General features: G+C 40.3%; 14 protein-coding genes and 1 riboswitch. Of the genes, 5 read left to right on the top strand and 9 right to left on the bottom strand.

Annotated elements, in window-relative coordinates:
- Window positions 1-90 precede the first annotated feature (90 nt).
- Together AAGU76_RS01295 and AAGU76_RS01290 are read right to left on the bottom strand one after the other, a co-directional pair.
- Window positions 91-1,569 carry a sodium-dependent transporter gene (locus AAGU76_RS01295; protein ID WP_342483625.1) on the bottom strand — a complete coding sequence of 493 codons (1,479 nt, stop codon included), beginning with the start codon at window positions 1,567-1,569 and terminating at the stop codon, window positions 91-93.
- A 432-nt stretch (window positions 1,570-2,001) separates the two neighbouring features.
- Window positions 2,002-2,694, bottom strand: a complete 693-nt coding sequence (locus tag AAGU76_RS01290) for a SprT family zinc-dependent metalloprotease (protein WP_342483624.1) — start codon at window positions 2,692-2,694, stop codon at window positions 2,002-2,004.
- Between the two features lie 124 nt (window positions 2,695-2,818).
- Between AAGU76_RS01290 and AAGU76_RS01285 the strand changes: the two genes are divergently transcribed.
- The gene (locus AAGU76_RS01285) at window positions 2,819-2,989 is read left to right on the top strand and encodes a hypothetical protein (protein WP_342483623.1); all 171 of its coding nucleotides are present in this window, start codon (window positions 2,819-2,821) and stop codon (window positions 2,987-2,989) included.
- Window positions 2,990-3,067: 78 nt separating this feature from the next.
- On the opposite strand, the gene AAGU76_RS01280 is transcribed toward AAGU76_RS01285, so the two are convergent.
- From AAGU76_RS01280 to AAGU76_RS01265, 4 genes are all read right to left on the bottom strand, one after another.
- Window positions 3,068-3,553, bottom strand: a complete 486-nt coding sequence (locus AAGU76_RS01280; protein WP_342483622.1) for a universal stress protein — start codon at window positions 3,551-3,553, stop codon at window positions 3,068-3,070.
- A 168-nt stretch (window positions 3,554-3,721) separates the two neighbouring features.
- Window positions 3,722-3,877 (bottom strand): hypothetical protein, encoded by a 156-nt coding sequence (locus AAGU76_RS01275; protein ID WP_342483621.1) that lies wholly within the window; start codon window positions 3,875-3,877, stop codon window positions 3,722-3,724.
- A gap of 243 nt (window positions 3,878-4,120) precedes the next feature.
- The gene (locus AAGU76_RS01270) at window positions 4,121-5,590 is read right to left on the bottom strand and encodes a phosphodiester glycosidase family protein (protein ID WP_342483620.1); all 1,470 of its coding nucleotides are present in this window, start codon (window positions 5,588-5,590) and stop codon (window positions 4,121-4,123) included.
- A 2-nt stretch (window positions 5,591-5,592) separates the two neighbouring features.
- A complete protein-coding gene (locus tag AAGU76_RS01265) occupies window positions 5,593-5,790 on the bottom strand; it encodes a helix-turn-helix domain-containing protein (protein WP_342483619.1) in 198 nt (65 codons plus the stop codon).
- Between the two features lie 81 nt (window positions 5,791-5,871).
- A riboswitch (cyclic di-GMP riboswitch) is annotated at window positions 5,872-5,947 on the bottom strand.
- A 229-nt stretch (window positions 5,948-6,176) separates the two neighbouring features.
- Here AAGU76_RS01265 and AAGU76_RS01260 point away from each other — a divergent pair.
- On the top strand, window positions 6,177-6,737 hold the full coding sequence (locus AAGU76_RS01260) for a CAP domain-containing protein (protein ID WP_342483618.1): 561 nt from the start codon (window positions 6,177-6,179) through the stop codon (window positions 6,735-6,737).
- A gap of 41 nt (window positions 6,738-6,778) precedes the next feature.
- On the opposite strand, the gene AAGU76_RS01255 is transcribed toward AAGU76_RS01260, so the two are convergent.
- The 3 genes from AAGU76_RS01255 to AAGU76_RS01245 all read right to left on the bottom strand — a co-directional run bounded on the left by AAGU76_RS01255 (window position 6,779) and on the right by AAGU76_RS01245 (window position 9,745).
- Complete coding sequence (locus AAGU76_RS01255; RefSeq protein WP_342483617.1) at window positions 6,779-7,339, bottom strand: acetate uptake transporter; 561 nt, start codon at window positions 7,337-7,339, stop codon at window positions 6,779-6,781.
- A 168-nt stretch (window positions 7,340-7,507) separates the two neighbouring features.
- Window positions 7,508-8,188, bottom strand: coding sequence for a DNA/RNA nuclease SfsA (gene sfsA, locus AAGU76_RS01250; RefSeq protein WP_342483616.1), 681 nt, complete (start codon window positions 8,186-8,188; stop codon window positions 7,508-7,510).
- Between the two features lie 114 nt (window positions 8,189-8,302).
- On the bottom strand, window positions 8,303-9,745 hold the full coding sequence (locus AAGU76_RS01245) for a saccharopine dehydrogenase NADP-binding domain-containing protein (RefSeq protein WP_342483615.1): 1,443 nt from the start codon (window positions 9,743-9,745) through the stop codon (window positions 8,303-8,305).
- Window positions 9,746-9,922: 177 nt separating this feature from the next.
- On the opposite strand from AAGU76_RS01245, the gene AAGU76_RS01240 reads away from it, so the two are divergent.
- The 3 genes from AAGU76_RS01240 to AAGU76_RS01230 are packed head-to-tail and all read left to right on the top strand — an operon-like array spanning window position 9,923 to window position 12,464.
- Complete coding sequence (locus AAGU76_RS01240; protein WP_342483614.1) at window positions 9,923-10,366, top strand: TrkA family potassium uptake protein; 444 nt, start codon at window positions 9,923-9,925, stop codon at window positions 10,364-10,366.
- The gene (locus AAGU76_RS01235; RefSeq protein ID WP_342483613.1) at window positions 10,363-11,028 is read left to right on the top strand and encodes an NAD-binding protein; all 666 of its coding nucleotides are present in this window, start codon (window positions 10,363-10,365) and stop codon (window positions 11,026-11,028) included. The genes AAGU76_RS01240 and AAGU76_RS01235 overlap by 4 nt, the downstream gene beginning before the upstream one ends.
- On the top strand, window positions 11,025-12,464 hold the full coding sequence (locus AAGU76_RS01230; RefSeq protein ID WP_342483612.1) for a TrkH family potassium uptake protein: 1,440 nt from the start codon (window positions 11,025-11,027) through the stop codon (window positions 12,462-12,464). The genes AAGU76_RS01235 and AAGU76_RS01230 overlap by 4 nt, the downstream gene beginning before the upstream one ends.
- Window positions 12,465-12,479 lie beyond the last annotated feature (15 nt).

The raw sequence follows: 12,479 nt of genomic DNA, 5'->3' as shown, positions 1-12,479 counted from the left end.
CATATTTCATATGGTATGTGATGATAAAATCAGATTTAACCACAGAAAAAAAGAGCGGAAAATCCGCTCTCTCTTATATTCAGTAATTTATTAGAAAATTCCCAGACCGAAGAAGTCATCCAGCTGACCCAACAATACGAATAAAATACCGATAGGAACAATGAACTTGAAGCAGAAGTCCCAGAAAGCGTAAGCTTTCATCTTGATACCGTCAGAAGCTTCAACTTCTTCCTTGACAATATTCGTCTTGAGAACCCATCCGATGAGTACTGACATCAGGATAGCGCCCAGCGGCATGAACACACCTTCGGAAATCATGTCATAGAAGTCCAGCCAGCAGTCAAAGGCTACACGAACTTCATCCATACCGAACACAACAGCCGGAATATCAATTGTAGCTCCTCCGGCTACGCCTGAACCCAGTCCATCCAATCCTACAGGTATTCCGATAAGGAAAATTACCAGTCCGACAATTATGGTAATTTTCTTTCTGTTTGCAACCTGACCTTTTTGTACCTTGCTGTCAATGAAGAATGCTGTACAAACTTCAAGCAGCGAAATAGATGATGTTATGGCTGCAATGAAAACTAAAAAGTAAAATACGAATCCAAACAGGTTTCCTATGAAGCCGCCCATACCTACGCTGAATACCTGATGCAGCGTTACAAACAATAGTCCAGGTCCTGCTCCGAAGGATATCCCTTCCACTCCCTGAGACATGAATGCGCCTACAGCGGGCATTACAGCAAGTCCAGCCATCAAAGCAAATATTGTGTCTGCGATAGGAATAATTAGGGCGTTTTTCTCAAGATTTTCCTGCTTGCTTAGGTAAGATCCGTAAGTTATCATACAACCCATACCAAGTGACAATGAGAAGAACATCTGTCCTGCCGCAGTCTTAAGCACCTTCATGAAACCTATTTCTGAGAAAGCAGAAAAGTTTGGAGCAAACATGAAAGCAATTCCTGTCGAAGCGCCTTCCAAAGTAACACTTCGGATAATAACAATAACCAGCATAACCAGCAATGCAGGCATAGCAATTTTAGTAAATTTTTCTATACCGCTGGCAATTCCACCCATAACTATAACGATAGTCAGAGCCATAAAAATTCCGTGGAACAAAAGGTTTGCTCCGCCGTTGATGATGAATGAACCGAAGAATTCGCCGCTTCCCATTCCTCCGAAGCCTGCGCCTTCACTGAACAGCTCCATCAGGAACCCAATAGCATAACGAAGAGTGTATCCTCCCAGTACGCTGTAAAAAGACAAGATAAAGAATCCTGATAGGAAGCCCAGCCAGCCCACCCATGCAAATTTCTTGTTGAGCATCCTGTATGTACCGATAACACCCAATCCTGTTTTTCTACCTAAAGCTAATTCACCCAACATGGTCGCAAATCCAACAAAGATTACTAAAACCAAGTAAACGATTAAGAAAGCAAATCCTCCGTTAGCTCCCATCTTGTAAGGGAATCCCCAGATGTTGCCCAGGCCGACAGCTGAACCAACTGCTGCCATCAAGAAGCCTAAGTTGCTTGCCCATTGGCCTCTGTTGTTTTCATTATTCATTTTTACACATCCCTTCTCAATAATAATATTGATTAGCCTCCAATACAATACATTAAGATCTTATGCCAGGATTTTATTACAATAAAATGATGACAGTCATTCACCTCCGGCTTTAAAAGTCGCTGCGTATGCATTTGTGCCAGCATAGTTCTTGATGTCCTCCCATTTGTTTTGGAAAACGTAATCATGTGTACATTATAGCTTAAAACACAATTTTTGTCTAGCACAAAATATTTGTTATAATTTTATTAATTATATTCTTAATTAAATCCTTATTGGATTCCGATGAATTTAGAACAAGAACATAATGATTTGTAGATAAAAGACATAATTTACAACTCAAGGATAGTTGCATTATTAAACCGTCAAATTTTATCTATGATAAAATTAAGCCTATGGCCATTTTGACAGTATCTCAGTATCGAGTTCATCCTAAGCCATGCCGTTTAGTTCCTTTCTGATTTCTTTCCATTCTGGCAGAAATCTATCCATGTAACCATAAAAACTTTTATTGTGGTAACGTTCAAGAAGGTGTGTAAGTTCATGGACTACTATATATTCAAGGCATCTGGGACCTTTTTTTGCCAGCTCCAGATTTATCCATATTCTTTTTGATTTTATGTTGCAAGTGCCCCATCTGGTTTTCATGAGTTTAACTCCCCACTGGTTGACGGACACTCCTATGACAGTTTCCCACCTTTTTATGCATTCAGGCAGTTTATCTTTTAATAATTCCCGGTACATGTCGTATAAAAGTTTCTCTCTCTTCTCTGCACTGCTGCCTTTTCTTACAAACATATTTATTTTGCCTTCGCATCCTACTTCAGCATACTGCCTGCCGCTGGTCTCGTGAACCTCAAGCATCAGGTCATTTCCATAAAGACTGTGATATTCACCAGTAACAAATCCTTTTTCTGATGACCTTTCCCGGGTCATATACTTGCCCCTTTGTTTCCTGATCCAGGCAATCCTGGAATTGACAAAGCTTTTTAACGATTCATCATTCATCCTTTCAGGTGCTGAAATCCTCACGTCTCCGAATGGTGGGTGCACCGAAAGATTTATGTTTTTTATATTTTTTTTGACTACTTCTATTTCTATGTCTTCTATTATTATTTTGCTCATGAAATCCCCTCTTCTATTCTCTATTTATTATAATCTTAAATCCGACTAAATTCAATGCATGTTTGTATGCATATTAGTCTTGCTGAAATAAATACTATAAGTAATTCATTTTCAGGAGGATTCAATGAAAAACAACAAAAACAGAATGCGCGACAGAGAAAAAAGCAATGCCGAACTTCGTAAAATGGAGCCAAAGGACAACGCTGACGCAGGAATCATAAACGGTCAGATAATCGGAGTTCACGAAAGCCGCCATGAAAAAAGCAGGCCGGAAATAAAAAGCAAAAGAGAGTGATAAATATAAAAAGAAACACCTGGTATACCCGGTGTTCCTTTTTATGAGGGGGGTGAAGAAAATCGTATTATCATCAATCTATATATCCATATCAGAATGGATTACCAGAACCGGGCATGGTGCGTCGGAAATAACCCTTTGCGTCACTGAACCAACGAAAAATCTTTTAATTTTTGAAAAGCCTCTATTTCCCATCACTATCAAATCAAAGTTCTCATTTTTTGCAGTTTCCAGTATTTTTTCGTATGGTTCCCCAATTATTACTTCAGTCTCTGTCTTTATGCCGGCAAAATCAAGTTTCTCTATCAGAGATTTAAGGATTTTGTGAGAACTTGCAGTAATATGTTCTTCAAGGAGTTTAGTTTTCTCGTCGTTTTCGGAAATAATCGAACCGTCCACCTGACTCCATAGTTTTTTGTTTCTCTTATAGCCGGAAATATGATCTATATTCACAACATTGACTATCTTTATTGAAAAGTTTCCGTATTTCTTTGCTATTTCAATTGCCTTTTTCACCGCATTGATTGAAGCGGCAGAACCGTCAACCGGGACCAACATTTTCATAATCGTCACTCCTTTTCATGATTGTTATTTCATATATACCCAACTGTGCAGCATTGAAACTTAAATGAATAAAAAAAGAACCGGAAAATCCGGTCCTGATAGTCAAACTCTATTGACATTCATCTCTTTAGGAGTTATTGCAGATATAAATCTTTAAGTTCAATTCAATCAGTCCTTGTAAGGATCGAACATCATGTTTGTGTCGCCCTTGACGGCGTTGGTGTTGATGCTCTCGCATGTCTGGCATGTCCAGTCTTCACCGTCATAGGTGAAATATGTAAATTTTCCGCAAACAGTGCAGTAAGCTTCCATTGAGTCTTCCATGCAAATCCCTCCTTTCCTGATTTCAACTATTTATTGAAGAGGCAGTACCACTTACAAGAATTTTCATGGTACCTGTTCTCCAATAGTCTATCCTTCTTTTTAAATAATATGGCAGTAATTTCATTATAATGATATTTTATTTTTACCCAACAATGAAAGTTTCAACCTTGCATCAATTAAATAATTATCCTAATGTAAAAAGATTCTGCCGTATCTGACAGAATCTTTCTTATATTGCTGCATTTATTTGGTTTTGATCAGTATTGCATTTTCTTCCTGGTCCCAGGACACGTCAAAGTCCATGGACAAAGCAATATCTCTTAGTTTGAAGTAGTTGCTCCCGTCAATATTGTAGGCAGTTATAGAAACTTTTTTTTCGTTTAGGTAAACTTCCGAACTGGATTCAACTGCGTTCTTTTTCATAATAAAGTTTTGTACTGTCAGTTCTCCTCCTACAGCTTTGTACTTATGGTTTTTCAAAATGCTGATGGCATTTTTGCTGTTGTCCCACACTACATTGAATTCTTTTTTGCTTCCGTCAAGGACCATGGCTATGTCCCTTAGCTTGAAATAGTTGCTGTTCCCAATGTTATAAGCTGTCATGCTTACATGGCTGCCATCCACCAGCACCTTTGAAGAAGTGGGAAGTGCAGTAACCCCAGCAATCTTTTCCTCAACAAATGCAAGACCATTGTTTATCTTCCTTCCGGACATTGAAACATTAGCCTGAGGATAATACAGTGCTACTGAACCACCCCCGTCAAGGCACATGGCATTGACAAGCCCCATCTGTCTGCATACCTCTGCAGCTTCCCGTACCGTGGCAGAACCCATGTTACCGATTATTATGCTTCCATCCGCCTTGGCTCCTATAAAAGACCTTGCTGCTCTGTTCGTATTGATTTTTGCTTCGGTAAACCCTTCAGCAAGGCCATCTGCTGTTATTGTTCCGTTGATAATCAGGCTTGGTCCTGCACCAAGAGCACACACCACATCATTCCATTCCTCTGATTTAGTGTATGTGGTCTTTATTTTTATACTGTAAGAAACTTCATCCCCAGTCTTGAACCGCTCATCCGCAAGATACGCAACCGAAGAATTGTACACAATTGCAAATCCGTCGCTTGGAACCATAAAGTCAGATGATGAGAGTTCGGTTACTTTGCCGCCTTTCACAATCACTGCCCTTGCTCCCGGCTGCAGCTGTACTTCCGTTCCATATTCCGGTGTAAATACGGTGATAGCCTCCGCCTCCGAGCTGGGGTGGTTTATTCTCCATGGAATTGACCTTAGCTTACCGTTTATGTATCCTTCGAATTCAAATGAAAGGATATCCACCAGAAGTCTGCCTTCACTTGTAATGCCTGCAACGCTTTTGCCGTTGCTGACATGCAGGATTTTTCCATTTTTAATTATTGTTCCCCAAGGAACAGGAGTGCCGTTGTATGCCTCAAAGTAAGTTCCGTTTATTGCTGCAAAGGCTCCTGCACTTTTAGCCATGTTTGCAAGAGAATCAGCAGAATTCATCTGATTGCCTGCATTGAGGACCACCGGCTTTATGTTGGAAGTGTTCATGTCTATTTTAATGTAGTTTGTACTTATACCGGCTATGTTCTGGCTTGAAAACGAACCTGCTGCAGCATATGCATGATTCGAGCCAATAAACGCCACTGCGGCAACCGCCGCCAATAAAATCCTATGTAATGTTTTCATCTTTATCCTCTTTTTCTCCAATTCGTGTAGCTTCCGGACTTTATTCTGGCATCTGCAGGCTTTTCAGCTAACTTAGGCAGGGCCCAATCCCTTCCGAATTTTAATGCTCCCTCAATTCTTCCGCTTTCACACAGCGTTTGAATTCGTCTTACCGATATTCCCCAAGATTTTGATGCATCCTTCACTGTCATGTAGTCCATTATTCACCTCTGATAACCTCAACAGCTATTGAACCATTGTACTGCAATAAAAAGGCACTGCCGTTAAATCAAGCAATGCCAACGTGCAACTGGCTGCCATTTTAAAGGCCCTATAGCTTTGCGTCACAGGTTTTCACCTGCTTTGCCAAATATATAATTTGTCATTATTATAATCTTCTTGGCGAACAATGTCAATCAATATTATCCAAAAATACAATTTATATGAATTTATATTATATTTTTCAGCTCATTATCCTTTTTATTTAAAAATTAGCCATACATTGCTTAACATATTTAAACTTTTGAAAGAAATACTATTTATGAAACTATGAAAATTTAGTTTCATAAGCGATTGTTTGCTAACTTAATTAAGTGAGGAGAACAATATGAAAAACAAATTAGTGGCATTGATCTTAGCGTTGGTATTGGCATTGTCGGCATCGCCTGCATATGCATTTTCAAACTTCAACATTTACGACTACTTCAATTTCATAAACCCGTCAGCCGACCCATCGGCCCAACCTTCGCAGACTCCTGCGACAGTTCCTGCGACTTCTGCTTCCTATGAAGAAAGGGTTGCCCAGCTTGTTAACGTGGAAAGGGAGAGAAACGGACTTCCCGCCCTTAACTTCAACAAGAGGATTTCGGATGTTGCCAGGGTTAAATCCAAAGATATGGCTGACAACAATTATTTTTCGCATAATTCTCCAACCTACGGAATGGCAGGAGACATGCTTTTAAAATTTGGTGTCACATGGTCAGCATGGGGTGAGAATATCGCATCAGGACAGAAAACACCTGAAGAGGTTGTTACTGCATGGATGAATTCCCCTGGACACAGAGCAAATATACTTTCGCCTGATTTCATTTATATAGGTGTGGGCTACTGTACGGATTCTAACGGAAAGACTTACTGGACACAGTTGTTTACCGGAGATGACAAATAATCGCTTAAAAACAAAAACTGCGCATCAGCGCAGTTTTTTCTTTATAATGGCATAATTTGTTTTTTGAATTCGTTGTTGATTACCTGCGCCAAAGATGTGTATATTGCAGATGATCCGCAGAAAATTCCAACCCAGCCTGCAGCTATTTTTATGCTGTGCATTCCGGTGAAATCTCCTATTGACAGCATAAAGAACAATACAGCCAGCGATAAAAATACTATTTGAGTTGCACGGTTGTGCTTTAAGGTACCTATAAACATAAATGCCGTGAAGATTCCCCAGAGCAGAAGGTAAAATCCCATGCTTATCTCATCTGCAGGCTTTATGTTTTCAAAAGGATTGATCCAAATGAAAATAAGTGACCACCAGAAGAATCCGTATGCTGTAAATGCTGTTGCTCCGAAAGTGTTGTTTTTAAAAAATTCCATGATTCCTGCAATGATTTGAGCTGCTCCGCCCAATGCAAATCCCATTGCAACTATAACTACCGAAAGTGGAATAATATCTGCATTGTGAAGATTGAGAAGCACTGTTGTCAATCCAAATCCCAATAGGCCTAATGGTGACGGGTTGGCGATTGCCATTTGATTCTCTTTGTTCATGTTTCCTCCAATAAATGTATGTTAATATATTTAAACCGTTAGTATGTTAACATAAGTGCTATTTTATTGCAAGAAAATTGTTTTTGCAAAACAAAAAAATTTTAATTCAAACAAAACTAAAAAGGCGGATTGCTCCACCCTCATTACCAAACCGTAGCTTTGCAGCTTTTAAAGATTTATATCCACCAGATTTATCCCCGTTATGCTATCGGGTGTTACTTCACAATCAAGAGCAAGTATCTTTACTCCCTTATCTCTAACTTTTGACAGAGTTTCAGCAAAAATTCTGTCAGTTTTTGCGTTGGGGGTAAAATGTAAAACATCCTTCATCTGTATTATGAAGACCACATAAGATTCATACCCGTCATCAATGCATGAAGCCAGTTCATTTAAATGCTTCAGTCCCCTTTCTGTTGGAGCATCCGGAAACATCGCCACTCCGTTTTCCTCCAGTGTAACTCCCTTCACTTCCACAAAAATTTTTTTAATTCCATCTTCCATGTAGAAATCAAAACGGGAATTTTTGTACTTCTGTTCCGGTTTTAAAATACGGATGTCCTTAAAAAATCCTTTGTCCCGTGCCCATTCTGCAAACACTTTGTTGGGAACCTGGCTGTCCATGTTGATGAGCCTGTCACCCTTAAAAACCGAAATCAGATCATACTTCGTTCTGCGGCTTAAGCTGTCAAACTCCTGAACAAACAGCTCAGCTCCTGGGAGCAGCAGTTCCTTGCATCTCCCTGTGTTTTTTACGTGGCAAACTTCGTTTCTTCCTTCTATCTCGATATTGGCAATAAACCTGTTTGGCCTGTCAATAAATTTTGCTCTTAGAATATTTTCGTATCGCATAGTTTGTCCTTTCACTTTACTATAGCTTATTATAAACCGCTAAGAGCATTAAATCCACTTAAATCTAATGATCCCTATTCATTGACTCTATGAATTCATAAATCGGCTGTTTTTTCATTCCACCAGGAATGCATCAAACTGCCATGTATCTTCTTCATCAATATTTCCGCCGTTGTATCCTTCGAACAAATTCATGCGATTTTTAAGGGGTGTCCAGTCTATTTCCGTGGATACGAATGTTCCAAGATATATTTTTGCAAATTCAAGAATCTTCTCATGAGGCAAATCATCCGGAACCTTTAAACCTTCCCAGGGATTTTCAATCATCCACAAAATTGCTCCTATCAACGAACAGGCAACCTGCAGCGTCGTTGCATTCTGATGAGGAACAAGACGTCTGGATTCTTCTATATCCAGAATGCTTCCAACCCACCATGATTTGTAGTCGTGTCCCATCAGCAGCACACCCAATTCGTCTTTGCCGCTTATGATTTCATCCGTCATGATTCGCTGCTTTTCCTGCAGCTTAAACTGCCTCATTTCAAGTTCATGAAGTGAGTTAACGGCACAGTCGCAAGGACAGTATGCATAATGGACAGTTGGTCTGTAAACAGGCTTTTGCCCTTCCCATACAGTAAGGCTGTCTGAAATTGTAAATGCTTCCCCATGCCTTATTACCATGCCTATGATTTCCCCGCTTGGAACAAGAGACCTTACCCAGGTTCTTATGCCCATTCTGGCAAGGCATATTTGATTTCCGGGACCATAACCGTGAACGTGTGCATATTTAGGCAGACGCCTTTCATGGGTTCCCCAGCCCATTTCAGCAGGAGCAATTCCCTCTTCGTAAAATCCGGCAATGCTCCACGTGTTGACAAATTCGTTTACTGTCTTTGGCTGGTTTGTTATCTGCGTATCTCTTTCGCTGATGTGCACTGTCTTAAGGTTCATGAGCTGGGCCATTTTAGCGAAATCTCCCGCATCCATGGCTTCCCTCATGCATGCAGCTCTTTTCTCATCCGTGTTTTCCATTATTATCTTGTTTGCTATGTCAATTATGCCTGTCTTTGTAAAATGTGAAACAAGACCGGGATTAGCACCATGGTCCAGCACAGCAGTGGCACCTTTATTCCTCCACCCCTGGACCATTTTTCTTATTTCCATCTGCCTGTGATACAAAGTCCTCTCAGATGGAGAATTTTTATTTTCAATATGAAGGCAGTCCCATGTTTCTATTGCGGCATTTATGTAAAGCACGTTGTTTTTATGGCACCAGTCCAGCATATCTAAAGAATCAATGTTGGTTGACAAATCCATAAGCAAATCTCCTCCGGAAATCAACCCTGTAAGTCTTTCGTTCAGGTTTTCCTTCGTTATGGTGTCTACTATGTAGTTTACCCCTTTTTTTAACGCTTCGCTGACATGCGGTCTGTAGTCGTACATGTCCATAATTGTAATGTTTTGAGGATCAACCTCAATATGCTTCAGCAACAGCGGTATGGTGCATCGTGCTACTACTCCGCAGCCTACTACAAGTATTTTTCCTTTAAACTTCATAATATCACCCCTTAAAAGAATATGCTGATTTTTGCTATTATACCCACTGAGGGAAAAAATTAACATTAGATGTAATTTTAAAGTGACATATATCTAGCCTCTCCATATTTCCTTGCATTTGTTTAAACACATGGGTTTGTGGTATAAGAATATTAGAAATAACGGATGGAGGGACACATGATAGTTGAAAATAAAATCGGAAACAGGGAACTATTCATCATTGCCGGATGCAGCAAACTCGGATCCAACATTGCTTTCATGCTTTCAAAGCACAAAAAATATGTGGTGGTAATTGACGATGACCCCTCTGCATTCAAGAAACTCACTCCCGACTACAGCGGTTATACAGTTACAGGAGATGCATCGGACATAGGCACTCTGGAAAGGGCAGGCATAGAAAATTCCTGTGTACTGATTGCTGCAACCGGCAGCGACAACATTAATGTAATGGCTTCTCAGATTGCAAGAATAGTATTTGATGTTCCAAATGTCTTCGTCCGACTTTATTCTGAGGACCTTGACCCTGTGGCAACCCTAAACGGAATAAATGCCATTTATCCATACAAGCTTTCAATTGAAACAATCGAATATATGCTTGATGAAAGGGGGTGTCTGAAGTGAAAATTGCAATAGCAGGAAGCGGACAAAAGGTCTTACTGCTTTCTGAATCTCTGCTGAGGGAAGATCACCGGCTGGTAATCATAAACAGCATTAAAGAGGAATGTGAAATTCTTTCATTGACAAATGATGCAGTAGTCATATGCGGTGACGGTTCCAAAAAATACATCCTTGACGATGCTGGTATTTACGGTTTTGATTTGATGATAGCAGTCCAGCCGAACGATTCCGATAACCTGGTCACCTGCCTTTTGGCAAAAAACGTATATGGAATAAGCAGGACTTTTGCCAATGTGGTAAATCCAAGAAACCTCAAGGTTTTTAACAGCTTCGATATCAACACTTCAGTAAGCGCCGCATACGAGCTTGCATATATAATAGAACAGGTGACACTTGAGGAGAACAGAATCAGCTTTGTTCCGCTGAATGAGAAAAATATGAATCTGGCAGAAGTAACAATAGCGGATGGTTACAGCTCCTGCGGTAGGAAAATTATGGATCTTTTTATTCCTCAAAATGTGATAATAGGATGCATAATCAGGGAAAGCAAGACTTTGGTTCCAACGGAAAAAACAGTCATAAGCGCCGGTGACAGAATAATGCTTTTTACAGAAACAGATAAGCTTAATGATGTCATCAGATTGTTCACAGGAGGCGAATCATGAGCAGAAAGGAGGGAATGCACTTTTTTATAAAATATATAGGCGTAATGCTTATGTTTGTTTCCGGCATAATTCTTCTGCCTGTAGCTGTGCTTCCATTTTTCCCCGAAGAAAATAAATACTTAATGAGTTTTTTCTTTCCTTTTGCTGCTTCGTTCCTGGTAGGATTCTTAATGAATAAGACAAGGATTTCTGATGATTGCAGGATGACAGTCGCTGATGCATCATTGGTAGTGGTTGCATCCTGGTTTTTTGCCATATTTTTTTCATCATTGCCTTTTGTTTTCGGAAAAATTCTGGATTTCCCTCATGCTTTTTTTGAATCCGCCAGCGGATGGACCACCACCGGCCTTTCTGTAGTTGATGTTGAAAAAATTCCCAGAATTTTTCTTTTGTTTCGTTCATTATCTCAGTTTTTCGGAGGGCTTGGAATAGTGCTGGTGGTAGTTTCTGCATTATCTGAAACTCTTGGAATGACGCTTTTCATGGCAGAGGGGCATACCAACAGGCTGCTGCCAAATCTTGCCTTTTCTGCACGAATGATAATCAAAATATACTTTGGATACTTCATTGCAGGAACTGTGCTTTACATGGTTCTGGGAATGACTGCCTTCGAAGCTGTGAACCATACCATGACTTCCCTTTCCACAGGAGGTTTTTCAACCAGAAGCCCAAGCATCGGATACTACGACAGCATTCCTGTTGAAATCCTGACAATAATACTAATGTTTCTTGGTTCCACCAGCTTCAATGCACACATGCTTCTAATGGGAGGTAAAGTCGGCAAATTTTTCAGGCTGAGCGAATTCAGGCTATCCGCCCTCACGGCTGTATTGTCAATAATAATGTTAACCTGCATAAGCCATTTCTACATGAACAATAGTCTTGAATATTCCATAAGAACTGCTGTATTTAACAGCATGGCTGCTCTTACGACTACAGGCTTTTCCACAACGGCCTTTGACAGATGGCCTGATTCGGCAATGCTTGTTATGGTTGTTCTTATGTCTGCCGGTGGGCAGATAGGCTCAACAGCAGGCGGAATCAAACTTGAAAGGATAAATGTAGTCTTGAAGGAGGCGGCGTGGTCTGTAAGGAGGAAGTTCATGCCGGAATATATGGCTAACAAGCCGCTCATCGTCCGTGCTGAAGGAAGCACACCGGTTACAGCTGAGCTTTTTGCCGAGGCCGCTACCTACGTTATAACTTTTATGGTTTTTCTTTTAATTGGTACACTATCACTTACTGCTTGCGGCTACAGCCTGCGTGATTCACTTTTTGAATTCGCGTCTGCCCTGGGAACAGTGGGACTCTCAACAGGCATTACCAGATTCGACATGCCACCTGCGGCATTGTGGACCTTAACTGTCGGTATGATTCTTGGAAGGCTGGAAATTTATGTGATTTTCTATGCTTTCATGAGAATATTCAAAAAATAGCTGTTCAATTTCAAT

Origin of the sequence: Sedimentibacter sp., from assembly GCF_038562225.1 — a bacterium.
Lineage (GTDB): Bacteria > Bacillota > Clostridia > Tissierellales > Sedimentibacteraceae > Sedimentibacter.
The sequence above is the reverse complement of the archived record's forward strand: the minus strand, read 5'-3'. Positions and strand labels throughout refer to the sequence as shown.